Source organism: Ruegeria sp. AWH4_226 (assembly GCF_056159225.1).
On sequence record NZ_JBSWUU010000001.1, the window covers coordinates 2,895,464 to 2,915,532 of the forward strand.

Annotated in this window: 18 protein-coding genes; 10 read left to right on the forward strand and 8 right to left on the reverse strand. The window is 58.6% G+C overall.

The annotated features are described in order from the left end of the window. Positions 1-37: 37 nt before the first annotated feature. Complete coding sequence (locus ACXAET_RS14330) at positions 38-616, forward strand: DUF1285 domain-containing protein (protein ID WP_475186401.1); 579 nt, start codon at positions 38-40, stop codon at positions 614-616. Here ACXAET_RS14330 and ACXAET_RS14335 read toward each other — a convergent pair. Then, on the reverse strand, positions 613-1,557 hold the full coding sequence (locus ACXAET_RS14335) for a DMT family transporter (protein WP_475186404.1): 945 nt from the start codon (positions 1,555-1,557) through the stop codon (positions 613-615). The genes ACXAET_RS14330 and ACXAET_RS14335 overlap by 4 nt on opposite strands. Before the next feature lie 176 nt (positions 1,558-1,733). Between ACXAET_RS14335 and ACXAET_RS14340 the strand changes: the two genes are divergently transcribed. Then, the gene (locus ACXAET_RS14340) at positions 1,734-2,489 is read left to right on the forward strand and encodes a hydroxypyruvate isomerase family protein (protein ID WP_475186407.1); all 756 of its coding nucleotides are present in this window, start codon (positions 1,734-1,736) and stop codon (positions 2,487-2,489) included. Between the two features lie 62 nt (positions 2,490-2,551). Further along, complete coding sequence (locus tag ACXAET_RS14345; RefSeq protein WP_082677486.1) at positions 2,552-2,782, forward strand: DUF2798 domain-containing protein; 231 nt, start codon at positions 2,552-2,554, stop codon at positions 2,780-2,782. 45 nt (positions 2,783-2,827) lie between these two features. Here ACXAET_RS14345 and polA read toward each other — a convergent pair whose 3' ends face one another. The 3 genes from polA to ACXAET_RS14360 form a co-directional block, all read right to left on the reverse strand. Next, positions 2,828-5,626: a DNA polymerase I gene (polA, locus tag ACXAET_RS14350; RefSeq protein WP_475186411.1), complete on the reverse strand. Its 2,799-nt coding sequence runs from the start codon at positions 5,624-5,626 to the stop codon at positions 2,828-2,830. 168 nt (positions 5,627-5,794) lie between these two features. Beyond that, complete coding sequence (locus tag ACXAET_RS14355) at positions 5,795-6,457, reverse strand: YrbL family protein (protein WP_475186413.1); 663 nt, start codon at positions 6,455-6,457, stop codon at positions 5,795-5,797. A gap of 90 nt (positions 6,458-6,547) precedes the next feature. Beyond that, positions 6,548-6,727: a zinc-finger domain-containing protein gene (locus ACXAET_RS14360; RefSeq protein WP_475186416.1), complete on the reverse strand. Its 180-nt coding sequence runs from the start codon at positions 6,725-6,727 to the stop codon at positions 6,548-6,550. A gap of 87 nt (positions 6,728-6,814) precedes the next feature. Here ACXAET_RS14360 and ACXAET_RS14365 point away from each other — a divergent pair, with 87 nt between their 5' ends. Further along, entirely contained in the window at positions 6,815-7,807 is a 993-nt protein-coding gene (locus ACXAET_RS14365; protein ID WP_475187227.1) for an ABC transporter ATP-binding protein, read from the forward strand. A gap of 39 nt (positions 7,808-7,846) precedes the next feature. Here ACXAET_RS14365 and ACXAET_RS14370 read toward each other — a convergent pair whose 3' ends face one another. The 3 genes from ACXAET_RS14370 to deoC form a co-directional block, all read right to left on the reverse strand. After that, on the reverse strand, positions 7,847-8,662 hold the full coding sequence (locus ACXAET_RS14370) for an SDR family oxidoreductase (RefSeq protein ID WP_475186418.1): 816 nt from the start codon (positions 8,660-8,662) through the stop codon (positions 7,847-7,849). Between the two features lie 24 nt (positions 8,663-8,686). Further along, complete coding sequence (locus ACXAET_RS14375; RefSeq protein WP_475186423.1) at positions 8,687-11,020, reverse strand: aldehyde dehydrogenase family protein; 2,334 nt, start codon at positions 11,018-11,020, stop codon at positions 8,687-8,689. Between the two features lie 75 nt (positions 11,021-11,095). Next, entirely contained in the window at positions 11,096-12,094 is a 999-nt protein-coding gene (gene deoC, locus ACXAET_RS14380) for a deoxyribose-phosphate aldolase (RefSeq protein ID WP_475186427.1), read from the reverse strand. A 198-nt stretch (positions 12,095-12,292) separates the two neighbouring features. On the opposite strand from deoC, the gene ACXAET_RS14385 reads away from it, so the two are divergent. The 6 genes from ACXAET_RS14385 (at position 12,293) to ACXAET_RS14410 (ending at position 19,618) form a co-directional block, all read left to right on the forward strand. After that, positions 12,293-13,246, forward strand: coding sequence for a metal ABC transporter solute-binding protein, Zn/Mn family (locus ACXAET_RS14385; RefSeq protein ID WP_475186430.1), 954 nt, complete (start codon positions 12,293-12,295; stop codon positions 13,244-13,246). 3 nt (positions 13,247-13,249) lie between these two features. Next, positions 13,250-14,053 (forward strand): metal ABC transporter ATP-binding protein, encoded by an 804-nt coding sequence (locus ACXAET_RS14390; RefSeq protein ID WP_475186432.1) that lies wholly within the window; start codon positions 13,250-13,252, stop codon positions 14,051-14,053. A gap of 2 nt (positions 14,054-14,055) precedes the next feature. Beyond that, complete coding sequence (locus ACXAET_RS14395; RefSeq protein WP_475186435.1) at positions 14,056-15,261, forward strand: metal ABC transporter permease; 1,206 nt, start codon at positions 14,056-14,058, stop codon at positions 15,259-15,261. After that, positions 15,258-16,187: a metal ABC transporter permease gene (locus ACXAET_RS14400; RefSeq protein WP_475186439.1), complete on the forward strand. Its 930-nt coding sequence runs from the start codon at positions 15,258-15,260 to the stop codon at positions 16,185-16,187. Before ACXAET_RS14395 ends, ACXAET_RS14400 begins: the two co-directional genes overlap by 4 nt. A gap of 283 nt (positions 16,188-16,470) precedes the next feature. After that, entirely contained in the window at positions 16,471-18,336 is a 1,866-nt protein-coding gene (gene mutL, locus ACXAET_RS14405; protein ID WP_475186441.1) for a DNA mismatch repair endonuclease MutL, read from the forward strand. 52 nt (positions 18,337-18,388) lie between these two features. After that, positions 18,389-19,618, forward strand: coding sequence for a DNA recombination protein RmuC (locus ACXAET_RS14410; RefSeq protein WP_475186446.1), 1,230 nt, complete (start codon positions 18,389-18,391; stop codon positions 19,616-19,618). Positions 19,619-19,621: 3 nt separating this feature from the next. Here ACXAET_RS14410 and ACXAET_RS14415 read toward each other — a convergent pair whose 3' ends face one another. Continuing rightward, entirely contained in the window at positions 19,622-20,026 is a 405-nt protein-coding gene (locus ACXAET_RS14415; RefSeq protein ID WP_475186451.1) for a hypothetical protein, read from the reverse strand. Positions 20,027-20,069: the final 43 nt, after the last annotated feature.

Consider the following 20,069-nt stretch of genomic DNA (forward strand, 5'->3'; position numbering starts at 1 on the left):
TTGAAGTGTATCGCGCTTAGAGGAAATGGCAAAAGCAATGAGCGGACAAAAACCTGTGACACCCTCTCCTGACGGTCTGGCGGCATCGGTAAAAGCGGCCAAAACCAGGGGTTTGCCCCCTGTTCACCTTTGGAATCCTCCGTTTTGCGGCGATCTGGACATCCGGATCGCAAAAAATGGTACATGGAGTTATTTAGGTTCGCCCATCAACCGGTTCGAGCTTGTGAAGCTTTTTTCCTCAATTCTTAAGAAAGAAGGTGGGAGATATTTCCTGGTGACCCCGGTTGAAAAGGTGGGAATCACCGTGGACGACGCGCCATTTGTCGCCGTGGATTTCGACGCCGAAGGTGAGGGGGACGCACAAAATCTGACCTTTATCACCCAGGTCGGTGACAGGGCGGTGGCCGGCCCGGATCATCCGATCCGCATTGTCATCGATCCCGAAACGGATGAGCCGTCGCCATACGTACTGGTTCGCGCAAATCTTGAGGCGCGGATCGATCGCAAGAGTTTCTACCGCCTTGTCGATATTGCCGTTCATCGCGATGAATGGTTCGGCGTGTGGTCCGGTGGTCAGTTCTTTCCGCTGATCCGGTCGGATGATCTGCCTGACTAAGCCGGGCGGGTCACGCGACGATCCTGGGCAAGCACAACGGCCAGCGCAACGATACCGGCACCCAAGGCACGGGTGCTGTTCCACTCCTCTCCCATCATCATCATGATCACCATCACGTAAAACGGTGCGATATTGATGTGAAACGAGGATAAGGCCACTCCCAGCTTGCCTATGGACGCGATAAACAAGACCTGGCTGAGACCCATCGAGATCAGCGCGTAGATGACCAGCATTCCCAACTGCTGGGCATCAACGGGTTTGGAGGGCAAGACGTCCATCCCGAATTGCGCCGCGCCGAATACCAAAAACGACGCCATAACCAGCCCGCCAACGAAGGTGATCGTTGTGCGGCCCGTCTGGCTGAGTTCCGGAAAGTCCCGTGCTGTCGCCATGCTGGCCCAACAGAACAGACCCGTGGACATGATGGCCAGGGCCGCGCCAAGACCCAACTGTGTCGGAGCCATCGCGCTTGTTGCGATCAAGCCGCCGACAATTGACACCAGTACACCCAGTGCGAAGTTCCACCGCAACCGCCGCGTGCCTGCGGCAAGCTCTAACAAGGTTGCAATCAAAGGCGCACACGAGGCGATGATCGCCACCGTAACCGGATCGGTCAGCTTCTGCGCCACGATGATCAGGAACATACCCGTTCCCAACCCGACCCCGCCAACACCCATTGCACGCATCCAGCGGGCACGCATCACCCTGCGCGGCCCGTCGATCAACAGCCAGATCGGAACCATGATCGCCACCGCCAGAGCCAGCCGCGCCGCGAACAAAGCCACCGGGGGCCATGTTTGCAGCAATACCTCAGCAGCAGGAAATCCAGCCGCCCAGGTCAGCATGGATGCAACCGCCAAACCGTTGCCGGACAAAGCGGAATTGCGACCCGCAACCATAGACAGATTGGTCCCGCGCGCGGGGTCAGGGCTCATCGCCATTGGAGTCAGACCTCATGTTGGTACGGCAACCTGAAATGGTTCGCCGCATTGGCCCAAAGGGTCACTGATTCGCAGCGCGTGATCTGGCCGATTTTCGACAATCTGTCGTTTTTGAACCCCTTCCCCAGCAATCAGCCTGTGAGTATGGTCCGGGCGAGAACCGACCGAGACCCCTCATGCCCAAATTCGCCGCCAATCTCTCTCTGCTCTATACAGAGTTGCCGTATCTTGAGCGCTTTCAGGCCGCAGCCGAAGCCGGGTTCAATGCGGTTGAGGTTCTGTTTCCCTACGAACTGGCCGCGAAAGAAACCCGCCGCGCGTTACTGGCCAACGGGCTGGAGCTGGTGCTTATTAATGCGCCGCCGCCAAATTATACCGGTGCCGAGCCTGGCTATGCCGCAATCCCCGGTGCCGAAGCGCGGTTTCAGTCCGATATCCGGCGCGTTTTGCGCTATGCCGATGTTCTGCAGCCAAAGCTGATCCATATCATGTCAGGCTACGCAACCGGACCCGAGGCGCAGGATTGTTTTGTACGTAATCTTCAATGGGCTGCTGATTTTGCACCAACTCAGCAGTTCACGATTGAACCCCTCAATCCGATCTCACAACCCGGTTATTTTCTGAATGACTATGAACTGGCCGCGCAGGTGCTGGACCGCGTGAGCCGCCCGAATGTCGGCCTGCAATATGACAGCTTTCACGCACATATGATCCACGGCGATGCGCAGGCGATCTGGGATCACTTTTACCCCAGTATAGTACATGCCCAAATCGGTGCTGCCCCAAACCGTAGTGAACCGGGGTCCGGGGAAACGAATTTTGTACGTCTTTTCAGGGCGATGGACGCTGCAGGCTATTCCGGGTGGGTCAGCGCGGAATATACACCGTCGACAAAGCGCACATCCGACAGCCTTGCTTGGATGCGGATGTAGGTCTGGCCTTTTTTCGGAAAATCCATCACATCCTAAAGGCTGTGACCAATAGGACGCCCGTGATGATCCCTGCCCAGTATTCCCGTGCCGTGTTCAGCCTGATCATGTCTGGCTTGATGTCCCTTATCGTGACAGGTATCGCGACAGTGAAGGCAATCGGGTTCGGCCCCAGCACATTTGGCAACTGGATGGCATCGTGGAGCTTCTGCTGGCCAATCGCCTTTACCGTCATCCTTCTGTTCGGACCTATGGTGCAACGGGTGGTCAATCGGCTGGTCAGGCCGCAGGACTGACCCGCGGCGAAGAAGGCCCGCGGGGCCCGATGAGCCGCGCCTTTCTTAATGCGCCTCGGCCCAGTTCGCGCCTTGGCCAGCGTCCACGCTCAGCTTTACATCCAGCTTGACGGCAGGGTCCGAGGCACCCTCCATTACGTCGCGGGCAACGTCGATTACCTGATCCACCGCATCCTCGGCCACTTCGAACAGCAATTCGTCGTGTACCTGCAGCAGCATCTTGGCGGGCAAGCCGTTGATTGCATCCGGCATTCGCACCATGGCCCGCCGGATTACATCCGCCGCAGTCCCCTGAATCGGCGCGTTGATCGCCGCCCGGCGCGAGAAACCGGCATGCGGCCCTTTGGCATTGATTTCGGGCGTATGGATTTTGCGTCCAAACAGGGTCTGGACATAGCCATGATCCTTCGCGAAAGCGATGGTGTCGTCCATGTATTTCCGAATACCCGGGAAACGTTCGAAATAGCGGTCGATAAAGCCCTGCGCCTCGGCCCGTGGAATGCGTAAGTTGCGCGCAAGTCCAAAACCCGAAATGCCGTAGATCACACCAAAGTTGATCGCCTTGGCCTTGCGGCGAATGTCCGGCGTCATCTCGTCCAGAGGGACATCGAACATCTCGGACGCCGTCATCGCGTGAATATCCAACCCATCCGTAAACGCCTGTTTCAGGGCCGGAATATCGGCAATATGAGCCAGGATTCGCAGCTCGATCTGGCTATAATCAAGGCTGACCATCACTTTGCCCGGCTCGGCGACAAATGCCTCACGAATGCGCCGACCTTCTTCGGTGCGCACCGGAATATTCTGCAGGTTCGGATCGGTTGAGGCCAGGCGCCCAGTATTGGCCCCAGTAATCGAATAAGACGTATGCACCCGGCCCGTATCGGGATTGATATGGGTCTGAAGCGCATCCGTATAGGTCGACTTCAGCTTGGAAAGCTGTCGCCAGTCCAACACCCTGCGCGGCAGTTCATGCTCGGTCGCGAGGTCCTCAAGAATATCGGCTCCGGTGGAATACTTGCCGGTCTTGCCTTTCTTGCCGCCTTCGAGGCCCATCTTGTCGAACAGAATTTCACCCAGCTGCGCGGGTGAGCCGACGTTGAAAGTCTCACCTGCCAGTTCGTGGATTTCAGCCTCTAATCCGGCCATTTTTTGTGCAAACGCGTTGGACATGCGCGATAGCACATCGCGGTCAACCTTGATGCCATGCATCTCCATCTCGGTCAGGACCGGCACCAACGGACGTTCCAGCGTTTCGTAAACCGTTGTTACCTGAGCCTGATGCAGCTGCGGTTTGAACAGCTTCCACAGGCGCAGCGTGATATCCGCATCCTCGGCGGCATAGGCCGTAGCCTCGTCAATTGGCACCTTGTCGAAGGTAATCGCCGACTTGCCCGAACCCAACAACGGTTTGATCGGGATTGGTGTGTGGCTCAGATACCGCTCAGAGAGTGTATCCATGCCATGCCCGTGCTCGCCGCCGTGCATCGCGTATGACATCAGCATCGTGTCGTCGATGGGTGCAATGTCGATGCCATACCGTTTAAAAATCTTGGCGTCGTATTTCATGTTCTGCCCGATTTTCAGGATCGACGGGTCCTGAAGCATCGGTTTCAGCAGTGTTAGAGCCTCATCCAGCTGCATCTGCCCTTCGGCCAACGCATCCGATCCAAACAGATCATCAGCCGCCCCATCCCGGTGGGTCAGAGGTACATAGCAGGCCTCACCCGGCTCGACACAAAGCGAAATACCCACCAGATCAGCAATCATCTCGTTCAAACCGGTGGTCTCGGTATCCACAGCGACCCAGCCGCGTTCATAGGCCTGATCAATCCATTTCTGCAGCGCGCCAGCGTCTCGGATACACTCGTATTTCGTTGCATCAAAGGGCGCGGCTTCAACCTCTTCCACTTCGGCGGCAGGCGCAGGCGCGTCGGCAATCACCGGAGCCTCTGCCCCCAGTTTATCCGCGATGCGCTTGGTAAGGGTGCGGAACTCCATATCCGCCAGGAAGCCTAATAAAACTTCAGTATCTGGATCCATCACCTCAAGATCGTCGAGAGTGAAGTCCAGCGGTGTGTTCTCGTCCAACTGCACAAGTTTCTTGGACAGTTCAATCTGATCGCGCTTTTCAATCAGGGTCTGGCGGCGCTTAGGCTGCTTGATCTCTTCCGCGCGATCCAGAAGCGATTCCAGATCGCCAAATTCGTTGATCAGCAGGGCTGCGGTTTTTACCCCGATCCCCGGTGCGCCCGGAACATTGTCGACGCTATCGCCAGCCAAGGCCTGCACATCCACGACGCGTTCTGGTCCAACACCAAATTTTTCAACCACGCCATCCCGGTCGATGCGCTTATTCTTCATCGCGTCCAGCATTTCAACGCCGTCACCGACCAGTTGCATCAGATCCTTGTCCGAACTGACAATCGTGACACGCCCGCCCGCGGCGCGTGCCTGAACGGTAAGGGTGGCGATGATATCGTCGGCCTCGTAGCCTTCTAATTCCTTGCACGCGATGTTGAAAGCACGGGTTGCTTCACGGGTCAGCGGAATCTGAGGGCGCAGGTCTTCTGGCATCGCCTCGCGGTTTGCCTTGTACTGGTCATACAGGTCATTTCGGAAGGTGTGTGAGCCCTTGTCAAAGATCACCGCAACATGGGTCGGTGCATCCGGCCCGGTATTCCCTTCGACATATTTTTGCAGCATGTTGCAAAAGCCCGAAACGGCCCCGATCGGCAGCCCGTCAGATTTTCGCGTCAGCGGAGGCAACGCGTGATAGGCCCTGAAAATAAAGGCCGATCCGTCAATCAGATGCAGGTGACATCCTTTTCCGAAATTGCTCATGCGCGCTCTCCCTGTCGGTCAGGGATGGTTCTGCCACAGGGCTGGTCGGGTGACCAGTCAAGAACGCGGTTGAGCCGTCAAAGAGATTTCGAAAGGTTTGGCCAGCGCAAACGCAACGCTCTGAGGCGTGTTGTTTTGGCCCGAGATAAGTTTTTGACAATAGGCGTGTTAAACGCTTTTGAACTCTCGCTTCGCCACATCCCAAATCAGCCCCGTGCTTTTGGCAATTTGGCTCATCTGTTTGTTCAGCGAGCGATCGTTCAGCCGCCGGCTTAAGGTGCGCAAGGGTACTAGGTTGCGCTCTCCGTACCCGTCTATCAGAAAGAACATACGCGCCGAGTCGCGCACACCATAGACGATGTTTTCTGCGTGGATATCGCGGCCAACGATCTGAAATTTAAAAAGCTTATGAACGAATTCGTTGAGATCGTTCAATACTTCATCGGTCGGCAGATGTTGCTTGCACATCGACAAGAGGTCATGTGCCAGGCTGCCATCTGCGGTTTGAATTTTTTCGACCAATACGCCCGGGCCGACATCTGTTTGTACGACACCAAACGAACGGGCCAAAGGCAGGTGCGAGACATCATGGCCGCTTTTCAGCGCCGCTTTCATCTCACACTCAAGCTCTTTCAATGCGTTCCGGTGTGCTGAGTCAGGCAGCAACCGCCGTATCACGCGCTTCATGAAAGACCGGTTCGGGCGCGTTCGTGGCCGCGTCACCTTGACCAGAAGCTCGGGCTGCGTCGGGCAGGCGTATACGTTCCTGTGGCCACCTTCTGCCACAAGATCCTGATCTGACAATTGTAATAGCTGCACTGGAAACAACATCCAGAGTCCGCTCCATACTGAAAACAGAAAACTGCACAGGTCTGGTAAAGCCAGGCCCGATTCGGCGACGCCGTTTGTAACAGTTTTGTATCAGTTTTGGAAATCCCTGTCGGCCAAGACATACCTGCAGTCGCAATAGGGGCATTCGACCCAACCGATGTCCTCGGGGATTTGAAGCCACACGCGCGGATGACCCAACGCACCCTCGCCACCGTCGCAGGCGACACGCGTGGTTTCGACGATCTTGGTTTCCGGCGCTTCGATGGTCACGGCTGGCGATCCTTCTTCGGTTGTCGGCCTCGCGGGCATGTAATAGGTGCGTTTATGAGCGATGAGCAAACCGGGGGCAAGAGCCACATGAGCGATGCGGCAATCACAATCGAAGGGCTGCGCAAGACCTATAAGAGCGGCAAGGGCCAGCCTGAGAAACACGCACTCAAGGGCATTGACCTGACTGTCCCGCGCGGTTCGGTTTTTGGTTTGCTCGGGCCAAACGGCGCTGGAAAGTCGACGTTGATCAACATTTTGGCCGGTTTGGTGGTGAAAACTGCAGGCCGTGTGGTGATTTGCGGGTTCGATCAGGATAAACATCCGCGCCAGTCCCGCGCCGCAATCGGCGTGATGCCGCAAGAGCTGAACCTTGATCCTTTCTTCACGCCTCGCGGTGCGTTGGAAGTTCAGGCGGGTCTCTACGGCGTTCCCAAGGCACAGCGACGCAGCGCAGAGATTCTTGACCTTGTTGGCCTCAGCGACAAGGCAGAGGCCTATGCACGAACCCTGTCCGGCGGTATGCGGCGGCGGCTGCTGCTGGCGAAGGCGCTGGTGCATCATCCCAAGATTCTGGTTCTGGATGAACCCACGGCTGGTGTCGATATCGAGCTGCGCCAGATGCTTTGGGCCAATGTGCGCAAGCTAAACGAACAGGGTATGACCATTATTCTGACCACACATTACCTGGAAGAAGCGCAGGAGATGTGTGACGAGATCGCCATCATCAATCACGGAGAAATGATCGCGCAGGACAGCACCGCCAACCTGCTTGGGCGGATGGACAGCCGCACCATGGTGATCGCTCCGGACGAGCCTGTCACCGATCTGCCTTCCACGGAAGGTGTCGAAGCGGCGCTGCGCGAGGATGGAAACCTGGTGCTGCGGTATCAGAGCATACAGACCAGCGCCGAGCAGGTCCTGGAAGCCGTCCGGCAGGCTGGCATCCGTATCCGCGACGTCCGAACCGAAGAAGCCGATCTTGAGGATGTCTTCCTCGCGCTTACCTCATCCCGCGAGGATGAGTCTCCGGTGGACGATCACGACCAGCCCCGAAGGGGAATGCACCGGGTCAGGCTGTAGGCCCGGTTGATCCGCACAGGGCCAGATTGTTTTAGCTATTTAGGGTCTGTTTTTTACCTGCGTGCGCAGCATTTGCCCCATCATTTGCCCGAATTTACCCGACCCGCGCTGATACAGCGCCCCGTCGACGGACAGAACTGTTCCGCTGATATAACTGGCCAAGTCCGAGCAAAGGAACAGGCAGGCATTGGCCACGTCTTGCGTGGTTCCCCAACGCCCCAGCGGCACGTCCTGTTTGATCTCTTCATGCGCGTTTTCCGTAGGAGCCAACCGTCGCGCGCCTTCGGTGCCCTCGATAAAACCCGGCACCACCGAGTTTACGCGAATACCCTCGACCCCCCATTCCATCGACAGCGTTCGGGTGATCTGATCGACGCCAGCCTTGGCGGCGCAGACATGGGCTTGTCCTTCATAGGGCAGAAACGCTTGCGGGGCGGAAATGTTGATGATGCTGGCCCCGGGTCGTTTCAGGTAGGGATAGGCGCCCTTCATCACATGGACGGTGCCCATCAGGTCGATATCCACCACCGTCTTAAACGCATTTACTGACATCTCAGAGGTCAGCGCCGGGAAGTTCCCCGCTGCGCCTGAGACCAAAACGTCGAAATCGCCAAAAGCGTCGTGGAACTGCTTGAGCCCAGCGGCCACTGCTTCCGCGTCACGCACGTCAAAGGCGGCGCCGATGACGTCATCCGCACCTGCCGCTTTCAGCGCCGCCACGGTGTCGTCCACCTTCTCTTGCGACCGGCTGGCAACCGCCAGTTTGGCCCCCGAGGCCGCAAAAGCCTCGGCGATGCCTCGATTGATGCCGCTGGTCCCGCCAATGACGATGACAGTTTGCCCTGCAAAGTCCATGTAGACCTCCCTTAGCGGGGTGCCTTACTCGCCGTAGGGCACCCAGATGTTCTTCACTTCGGTCGCAGCCTGAAGGAAGCGGCGCGATTGGTCCACGCTCCAGTCAAATGCCGTCGCGTTATTGACCCAGGTCCGTTTCAGGTTCCCGGCTGAGACGACCTCGATTTCCTTCGACAGATCGGTGGAGGAGAAGGACCAGACAGCATCGACGTTCAGATGTGAGGCCAGTGGTTTTGCCAGTTCCCCATGGCTGCCGGTCAGGATGTTGACCACACCTGCAGGCACGTCAGAGGTTTCGAGGATCTGGTAGAAATCCGTCGCCGCAAGCGGGTAGGGTTCCGAAGCCACTATAACCGTCCGGTTTCCCATCGCGATCGCTGGGGCCATCACGGACACCAAGCCCAACAGAGGGGCTTCATCCGCACAGAGCGCGCCGATCACACCCACGGATTCTTTCATCGCAATGGCAACGCCCCGGATCGGAACGCCGTGTACCTGACCGTCATACTTGTCGGCCCAGGCAGCAGCGGTGAACAGGCGCTGGATCGAGGCCTCGACCTCTTTTGCACCGTCTTTCTTGCCGGTCATGGCGTCGATGCGGGCGGCAAACTCATCAGCGCGGGCCGAGAGGTTTTCGCCGATGTAATACAGGATCTGCGCGCGCAGGTGACCGGTTGTCTTCGACCAACCCTTGGCACTCGCCGCAGCCTCGACCGCGTTGCGCACGTCCTTGCGATTGGCAAGGCCCACATGGCCTATCAGGCCGGACTTGCCCCAGACGGGTTTGGAATAGCCGCCATCGGGTCGCGCCTGCTTGCCGCCGACATACATTTTGGCGGTGCGGTCGATGGGGTCGACCGGGGCTCCTTCGCCCATAGTGGCTTCAACCTTCGCAAGCGGCTTGGCCTTGCCCTTGGGTCTGGTATAGGCCGCCAAGCCTTCCCAACCGCCTTCACGGCCAAAGCCGCTTTCGCGCACGCCACCAAAGCCAGCGGCGGCGTCGAACAGGTTGGTCGCGTTGACCCAGACCACGCCCGCAACGAGCTTAGGCGCGATATCCAGCGCGAGGTTCACATTCTCTGTCCAGACAGTTGCCGCCAGGCCGTAGCGGGTATTGTTGGCCAGCTCAACCGCCTCGGCCGGGGTGCGGAAAGTGGATGACACCAGCACCGGGCCGAAAATCTCTTCCTGCATCAGCGGATCGGAGGTTTCGAGGCCCGAGATCAGGGTCGGCGGATAATAACAGCCATTCTCGGGCAACTCACCGGCGGCTTGATGCACGTGGCCGACCGTATTGCTTTCAACCATGCCCTTGATGGTTTGCAACTGGATGGGATCCACAACCGCGCCCACGTCGATGCACTTGTCCAGCGGATCGCCAATGCGCAGCGTGTCCATCCGCGCGCGCAGCTTCTCGTGGAAACGGTCGGCTATCCCCTCCTGCACCAGCAGGCGGGACCCTGCACAGCACACCTGGCCCTGATTGAACCAGATCGCATCGACCAGACCTTCGATGGCGCTGTCGATATCAGCGTCGTCAAAGACGACATAGGCGGACTTGCCGCCCAGTTCCAACGTCAGTTCCTTACCTGACCCTGCAGTCGCCTCGCGGATACGCCGACCCACGGCGGTTGAGCCGGTAAACGCGATCTTGTCCACATCCGAGTTGACGATCATCTCACCCACGGCACCGTCACCGGTAACGATGTTGACCACGCCTCTAGGCAGACCGGCCTGCGTGCAGATATCGGCAAACAGCAGCGCGGTCAGCGAGGTATATTCGGCCGGTTTCAGAACCACTGTATTCCCCATCGCAAGCGCCGGAGCGATCTTCCAGGCCAGCATCAGCAGCGGGAAGTTCCAAGGAATGATCTGCCCGCATACGCCAAGCGCCTGCGCGTCTGGCAGCTCGCTCTCCATCAGTTGCGCCATGCCCGCATGGTAGTAGAAATGCCGCTGCGCCAGCGGGATGTCGATGTCCCGCGATTCACGGATAGGCTTGCCATTGTCGAGGCTTTCCAGCACTGCAAACAAGCGCGAATGCTTCTGTAACAGCCGTGCAATGGCGTAGAGATAGCGCGCGCGTCCCGCGCCGCCCAGCTTTTCCCATTTCGGCTGAGCCTTGCGGGCGGCGGCAACGGCGGTGTCCACGTCAGCCTGTTTGGCTTGCGTCAGCTTGGCCAGAACCTCTCCGGTCGCCGGGTTGCGGCTTTCGAACCCTTTGCCCGGTTTCGTGAATGCGCCGTCGATATAGTGGCCGAACTTGTCTCCCTGATCGACCAGCCAGGCCAGCGCCTCAGCCGCGCTTTCGGGGGCGGGGCCGTAGTCCATGGTTTCGAAAATCTCTTTGACTGTCATTGTTCTTGTCCTTTTCCCGGGGCTTCGCCCGTTCGGCACTGAAAACGCTTCACCGGAGCGATTTCCGGGCGTGCCTCACCCCATAGAATGACGGTAACCAGCGGAATATGCGCCCGTCACATAGTGTTCCAACTGCCGTTCAATATCACCCAGCAGAGACGACGCGCCAAAGCGGAACAAATCGGGTTCCAGCCAGCGGTCCCCAAGCTCATCCTTGATCAGAGCCAGGTAAACCAGTGCATCCTTAGCCTTTGAGATACCGCCCGCAGGCTTGTACCCAACGCGATAGCCGGTGCGGTCATAATAGTCGCGGATCGCGCGGATCATCACCAGCGAAACGGGCAGGGTGGCGTTGACGCTTTCCTTCCCGGTCGAGGTCTTGATGAAATCCGCCCCGGCCATCATGCAAACCAGCGAGGCGCGCGCGACGTTTCGCAGGCTACCCAGTTCACCAGTCGCCAGGATGGCTTTGACATGCGCATCGCCGCAGGTCGCCCGAAAGGCTTTCATCTCGTCATACAAAGCCTGCCAGTTGCCCGACAGCACGTGGCGGCGCGAGATCACGATATCGATCTCTTCAGCCCCGGCCTGAACGCTTTCTTCGATCTCGGCCACGCGCAGGTGAAACGGCGACAGGCCAGCCGGAAATCCGGTGGACACCGCAGCCACCGGGATGCCGGTACCTTCCAGCGCTTCAACGGCGGTTTCGACCATGTCGTGATAAACGCAGACCGCCCCGGTGGTGATCGGCGTCATGTCCATTGCACGCAACAGTGCAGGCGACACCGGTTGACGTGCCTTGGCACACAGGCGGCGTACCCTGCCAATCGTGTCGTCGCCCGACAAGGTGGTCAGGTCAATCATTGTGATCGCCTTCAGCAACCAAGCCGCCTGATAATCTTTCTTTACTGATCGCCGACCGGGCAGGGTTGCTGCGCGACGCTCTATGGCCGACGTATTGGCCTGAACGGCACGCACCCAGTCCAGATCAAGATCCATACCGGGGTTTCTGGGCTCGGTCACTTGCGGCAGATGCGCGGTGCGCACGGGGCTGTCTGAGCTCTGCGTTTCCATTGTCACATCCTTTGGAGGTTTGCGTCAAACTTGCACGAGAGGTGCCCAAATGGAAGGCGTAGCAATGCCCAGCTTGAACATTTTTTGACCAAATGGACAAAATACGCGTCTTTTTTGCGAATAATTCGCAATAGCGTTGACTTTGTTGCGAATGGTTCGCATATTCATTCGCAAGAGGACAGCAAACCGGGGATTGGTATGATTCGTCGCAGCTTTCTTGCAGCGCTGGCTTTTGCCGCTGCATTGCCTTTGGCCGCTTGGGCTGAAACACCCCTGACAGTGGTCGCAACTACTGGCATGATCGCCGACGCGACCCGCCAGGTAGGTGGTGATCAGGTGGAAGTTAAAGGTTTGATGGGGCCGGGTGTTGACCCGCATGCCTATCGCCAGACGCGCAGCGACATCGTGGCGATGACCCGCGCGGACGTTGTTCTGTGGCATGGTCTGTATCTTGAAGCGCAGATGGAGGATTTCTTCCGTGATCTTGCGCGCAAACAGACCGTTGTTGCGGTTGCAGAAGGGATCGACAAATCCAAACTGCGTGCGCACGACGACTACGCTGACAAGTACGACCCGCATGTCTGGATGAGCCCGGACCTGTGGCGTGAAGTCGTAATCGAGATTCAAGACACACTGACCGAGGCGCGCCCCGAGGCTGCGGACATCTTCGCTGCAAACGCACAAGCGCATCTAGCCGAACTTCGGCAGTTGCAAGCCTACGCTGACCAGACCCTTGCCGCCGTTCCGGAACAGAACCGCTTATTGGTCACAGCGCATGATGCGTTTGGCTATTTCGGCGCTGAACACGGGTATGAGGTGATGGGTATTCAGGGGATCTCGACGCAGTCCGAGGCCGGCCTCAACCGCATCGGAGAGCTGGTGGATACACTGGTCGACAAGCAACTCAAGGCGGTGTTCGTGGAAAGCTCGGTCTCTGACAGGTTGATGCGCGCGCTGATTGAAGGCGCGGCGGCAAAAGGCCACGACGTTGGTGTGGGTGGTGAGCTTTATTCCGACGCGATGGGCGAGCCGGGCACCTACGAAGGCACCTATGTGGGCATGCTGGACCACAACATTACCACGATCGCCGGAGCGTTGGGCGCAGATGTGCCCGAACGTGGGATGAACGGCAAATTGTCGGCGGGGTACTAACGCATGCTGGAACTGGCCACAAATCAGGGTGTCCCGGTTGCCGAGCACAATGTTGATGACAGTCCCTTGGCCATTCGGGGTCTGACCGTATCCTATGGGCAGAAACCGGTGGTGTTTTCCGTTGATATGACGGTGCAGCCGGGGGCGATGACTGCAATCATCGGCCCGAACGGAGCGGGGAAATCAACCCTGCTCAAGGCTGCTTTGGGGATTGCGGCGCCGCTATCCGGGCAGGTGACGGTTTTTGGTCAGCCGCTGGAACAGCAGCGCGCCCGCATCGCCTATGTTCCACAGCGGGCCAGCGTGGATTGGGATTTCCCGACACGTGTGATCGACGTTGTCCTGATGGGTTTGTCGCGGCAGCTGGGGTTGCTGGGCCGTATCCGCGCACGGCACATGTCGCGCGCGATGGAATGTCTGAACCGCGTTGGCATGCGCGATTTCGCGGACCGTCAGATTGGCCAGCTTTCCGGCGGTCAGCAGCAACGGGTTTTCCTGGCTCGTGCCTTGGCACAGGATGCAGATCTTTATCTGCTGGATGAACCGTTTGCCGGAGTTGATGCCGCAACCGAGAAAGCCATCATCGCGGTCCTGAAATCATTGAAAGACGCTGGCAAGACAGTTGTTGTCGTGCATCACGATCTGGCTACTGTCACTGAGTACTTCGATCACGTCTTCCTGATCAATACCCGCAAAGTGGCCGAAGGTCCTGTTGCTACAGCGTTTACGGCTGAAACACTGCAAACAGCCTATGGCGGCCGCCTGGCCACCGCTCAGATCGACCAGATCTCGCGCGCGCTGGCGTAGCCATGCTTTGGGAAGCGCTGACCCTGCAGCTTGGCTACAATGCCACGCTGGTCGCGATTGGCGCGACTCTGTTGGGTGTGTCAGCCGGAGTCACCGGCACTTTCCTGTTCCTGCGAAAGCGCGCGCTTGTCAGTGACGCGATCAGCCATGCGACGTTGCCGGGCGTCTGTCTGGCTTTCATGATGCTGGTTTTCCTGGGTGGCGACGGGCGCAACCTGATCGGCCTGCTGGCCGGATCGGCGGTTTCGGCGTGGATCGGTTTGCTGTGCATGAATTGGCTGACGCGCCGTACCCGACTGGCTGAGGATGCGGCGATCGGGGCTGTTCTGTCAGTCTTTTTCGGCTTTGGCATCGTGTTGCTGACGGTCATTCAAACGATGGGTGTGGGCCGTCAGGCCGGTCTAGAAGGGTTCCTTCTGGGGTCGACGGCCGGGATGCTGTGGGCCGACGCGCTGATCATCGCGATTGGCGGCGCGGCGACATTGTTGATGGTGATGATCCTTCGCCGTCCAATGACGATTGTTGCCTTTGATGCGGACTACGCTGCGGCGCAGGGTCTGCCGGTGCATCGAATTGATCTGGCCATGATGGGGCTGGTGATGGCTGTCACTGTTGTGGGTTTGAAAATCGTTGGTTTGATCCTGATCGTGGCGTTGCTGATCATCCCCGCTGTCACCGCGCGGTTCTGGACCGAACGGTCCGACAGGGTGGTGATGCTGGCAGGTCTGGCCGGGGGGCTGGCGGGATATCTTGGGGCGGCTTTTTCGGCTGTGACGCCCAACCTGCCGACCGGTCCCATCATCGTCTTGGTCAGCTTTGGCTTCTTTGCTCTGTCGCTGTTGTTTGCGCCTGGCCGGGGTGTGCTGGCGGCGGTTTTGCAGCATCTGAAATTCCAGCGCCGCGTTCATATCCGCCAAGGCCTTCTGGCGCTTGCGCAAGGTCAGAAAATCTATGAACCGCTCACCCTGCGCCTGCTGGCACGCGCTGGTCTTGCCCGTGCTGACGGGGTTGCCACCGAGGCTGGCAAGGCCCTTGCCGCCAAGGCGCTGCGCGATGAAAAACGATGGGAGGTCATCCGGGCCGACCAGGCGCATGAGGCGACGGCGGCGCTCTATGACGGGTTGCGTGATATTGAGACCGTGCTGACCCGAGACCAGATCGCCGAGATTGACCGCCGGATCGGTGGTCCGCAGGAGGTTCCGGCATGAGTGGTGAAGACTTCGTTCCACTGTCGCTGACGCCATTGCTCATCGGGACATTCGCGGCGATTGCCTGCGCTTTGCCCGGAAACTTTCTGGTCCTGCGAAAACAGGCCCTTATTGGTGATGCGATCAGCCATGTGGTTCTGCCGGGCATCGTGGTGGCCTTTATTCTAACGGGCACAATCTCGACATGGCCCATGATGCTGGGCGCTGCGGGCGCGGCGATTGTCTCGGTCGTGATGATCGAGGCGATCCGGCGGTTGGGCCAGATCGAACCGGGGGCCGCGATGGGCGTGGTGTTCACCACCATGTTCGCGGGCGGCGTGCTGTTGCTGGAGCAAACCGATACGTCGAGTGTACATCTGGACGTGGAACATGCGCTTTATGGCAATCTTGAAAGCCTGATCTGGCTGGATGCGGTCGGGTGGTCGTCGCTGTTGGACCTGACGGCATTGGCCGGTCTGCCGCCTGAACTACCGCGGATTGCGTTGACACTGGTTGGGGTGATTCTGTTCATCTGGGTGTTCTGGCGTCCGCTTAAGATTTCCACTTTTGACGAAGGTTTTGCCCAGACCATCGGCATTCGCACCGGTGCGCTGGGCATGGCCCTGGTGATCGTGGCAGCCATATCCGCCGTGGCCTCTTTTGACGCGGTCGGCTCGATTATCGTGATTGCGATGTTCATCTGCCCGCCAGCGGCAGCGCGGATGATGACCAACGGGCTTGAGGCGCAGATCTCATGGAGCGTCGTCTTTGCCAGTGCGTCGGCGGTGTCGGGGTACGTTTTGGCGGGATACGGTCCGATTTGGTTGGGGGCTGCGGATGCGGTCAGCGCGGCAGGAATGATCGCAACGATGTCCGGCCTGATTCTGGCATTTGCAGCACTGTGGGGTCCTTACCGCACACGTACCGGCGCCCCCCAAGAGGCTTGACACGGCATGTTCCCGCTAACGGTGAATCGTATCTTTCGGCTGAAAATCGCCTAGATACGGTGCGTTAGTAGATCACGTAACTGTGATATCGCGTTTCGTGCTAGGACAACCGCTAATGAATTCAGGATGACCACCACTCACTTCGGAACGTTCGGACAATCTCGACCAGCATTGCGTTAAATAAGACCAGCGCTGCGAGATTGTTCGAACGCCCCCTCCTCAGTCCATTTACAGCTGCCAAACCGGTGGCAGAATCGTGCGAACCTGTGCTAGGTCTGGTAGCATGGCGCAGGCAAACCCCAATATCGGCGATAATCGCCCCGTAATCCGGCAACTCGACGATGCCGCGATCAACCGAATTGCCGCGGGTGAAGTTGTGGAACGTCCGGCTTCTGCCGTGAAAGAACTGGTTGAAAATGCGATCGACGCCGGATCGACCCGGATCGCCATAGATATTGCAGATGGGGGCAAGACACTGATTCGTGTCAGCGATGATGGCTGCGGGATTTCAGCTGATGATTTGCCGCTGGCCTTGTCACGCCATGCAACATCAAAGATCGATGGCTCGGACTTGCTCAACATTCACACCTTCGGTTTTCGGGGCGAAGCGTTGCCCTCGCTTGCGGCGGTTGGGCGGCTGACCATCACCAGCCGGGTACCGGGGGCTGAGGCTGCCTCGATCCACGTGGCGGGCGGCAAGATGGAGGCTGTGAAACCCGCGGCGCTGCGTGCTGGCACAGTGGTGGAACTGCGGCAGCTATTTTTTGCCACGCCCGCGCGTCTGAAGTTCATGCGCACCGACCGGGCTGAGGCACAGGCAATCACCGACACGGTAAAACGGCTGGCCATGGCCGAGCCTTCGATCACCTTTACCCTGCGCGATGTCTCGGGTGGGGGTGAGGGCCGCGTAACCTTCCGCGCAGACCGCGAGAACGGCGATCTGTTCGACGCGTTACATGCGCGCTTGGCGCGTGTGATCGGCCGCGAGTTTGCCGAGAATGCCTTGCAGATTGACGCGACGCGCGAAGGCATCCGACTATACGGATACGCCGCGTTACCGACCTATTCGCGCGGTGCAGCGGTGGCCCAGTATCTCTTCGTCAATGGCCGCCCCGTGCGGGACAAGATGCTTACCGGCGCATTGCGCGCAGCTTATTTCGACTTCCTCAGCCGTGACCGGCACCCGGCGGCGGCTCTCTTCATTGACTGCGACCCAACTCTGGTGGATGTGAACGTGCATCCCGCAAAGTCCGAGGTCCGCTTCCGCGACCCCGGCGTGGCGCGTGGGTTGATTGTCTCGGCCTTGCGGCATGCTTTGGCCGAGGCCGGGCATCGGGCGTCCTCGACCGTGGCCAATGCCACCTTGGGTGCAATGCGGCCCGAACCGGCCTTGCCAGCGCAGCCCGCAGCGGCGCGGGTGTATCAGATGGATCGGCCCTCGCTTGCGGCACGACAGGCCGCATACAGAGCGCAATCGCCCGGATTCGCCGATCTGTCGCACGACTACAGCGGCAGCATTGTTGAGTCCGCGCCTGCGGTGCCAGTCGCTGAAGAGCCTCCGGCGCAAGACCTACCCTTGGGCGCGGCGCGTGGGCAGGTACACGAAAACTACATCATCGCTCAGACCGCCGATGGCATGGTGATCGTTGACCAGCACGCCGCGCATGAGCGGTTGGTTTACGAAAAGCTCAAACGCCAGATGGCAGAGAATGGCGTGGCCGCACAGGCATTGCTGATCCCCGAGATCGTTGAACTCTCCGAGGGCGATTGCGCGCGCCTGATGGCTGTGGCTGATGATTTGTCCCGCCTTGGGCTGACGCTTGAGCCTTTCGGTGGCGGTGCCATCGCTGTGCGCGAAACACCCGCGATCTTGGGTGAGGTCGATGCCCGCGCGATGATCCTGGATATCATAGACGAGCTGGCCGATCAGGGTGAAAGCCAGACGGTGCAGGCGCGGATTGAGGCGATCCTCAGCCGGGTTGCTTGCCATGGATCGGTCCGCTCGGGTCGCCGAATGCGCGCAGAAGAGATGAACGCCCTGCTGCGCGAGATGGAAGCGACCCCGCACTCGGGGCAATGCAATCACGGGCGACCGACATACGTCGAATTGAAGCTGACCGATATTGAGCGTTTGTTCGGCCGCAGTTGATCTGGCGGTTTCGCCGGGTTATGAAGAATAAAACAAGAACATCTGAGGCGACATGATCGAGATTGCTGGTACCGAAATGGCGTTGAACAACCCTGTGATCCTGATCGCGGGTGGGATTGTGGCCCTAATCCTGTTGCTTCTGTTCATGTCTTTGCGCGCCTCGACGCGTTCAGCCCGAATGGCCGAGCCGCTGGCGCGGCAGATGGCCCATCTGGGTCAGCATGTACAGCAATTGGGGCAGGGACAAGAGCAACTGCGCGGCGGGTTGCAGCATGTATCAGACACGCAAGCCAACGCGCAGGTGCAGGTGATTCAGACGGTTGAATCCCGCCTGTCCTCGGTTCAGCAGCAGATGAATGACCGGCTTGCGGATAACGCGATGAAATCGGCCCGTGCGCTGGCCGAGATGCAGGAGCGGATGAAAGAATCGCTGCACGGCTCCTCGAAACAGACAGCTACTTCGCTGACGCAATTGCAGGAACGTCTGGCCGCAATCGACAAGGCGCAGGACAATATCACCAAACTGTCGGGTGACGTGCTTTCGCTGCAAGACATCCTTTCAAACAAGCAAACCCGCGGCGCGTTTGGGGAAATTCAACTGAACGATATCGTCTCTAAAGCGCTGCCATCAGACAGTTTTCAATTGCAGGCGACCTTGTCAAACGGGCGCCGCGCGGATTGCCTGATCAACCTGCCGAATCCGCCGGGTCCGATTGTGATCGACAGCAAGTTCCCTCTTGAAGCGTATGAGGCGCTGATCGGATCGACCAATGACATGGAACTGAAAGCTGCCGTGCAGATGTTCCGCACCACTGTGCGCAAACATATCACGGATATCTCACAGAAATACATTCTGGATGGCGAAACCGCTGATGGTGCGCTGATGTTCCTGCCGTCCGAGGCCGTTTATGCCGAGCTACACGCCAAGTTCCCCGAACTGGTGCAAGAAAGTTTCAGCAAACGCGTCTGGATCGTGTCCCCGACCACCTGCATGGCCACGCTCAACACGATGCGGGCAATCCTGAAAGACGCACGGATGCGCGAACAGGCCGGGGCGATCCGCAAAGAGCTTGGTATGCTGCACAAGGATGTCGAACGTTTGGAGGATCGGGTCTCAAACCTCGATCGTCATTTTGGACAAGCCGCCAAGGACATCTCGGACATCAAGATCAGCGCCGAGAAAGCGGGTCGCCGGGCGCAGCGGCTGGATAATTTCGATTTCGAAGAACTCGCCCCGGACGATCACACAAACGTCGTGCCACTTGGCAAGACCGAAGGTTAGGGTCTACTGGATCGACAGGTCCAGGTTATACCCCACCGTTTTGCCGGTATCGCGGTCATTGCCCATCAGGTAGACACGAATCGTATAGTTTCCGTCATCGGGCAGATCGATCCGGGCGGTATTCCCGTCGATTGAGCCGTTATAAATCGCGGCCCCATCGCTGCCGGGTGGCAGGATATTGAAATAGATCACGCCATTGCCATTTGTATCGCTGACCTGAAGCTCGGCAAACATCTCTTGCCCCGCTTTTGCGCCTAGGTTGTAGTCAAAATATTCGTCGCCGGTGATGGTACCACTGACCATCGTACCGAAGTTGCCCGGCTCGAATTTCACGTCGGCTGTCTGTTGTGCCCATGCGGTGAAGGCCAAGCCCGCGAACAATGCACTCAGTATTAAACGCAATTTCATGATCTACTCCCAAATAAAACTTGGGAAAGTATAGCACGAAACA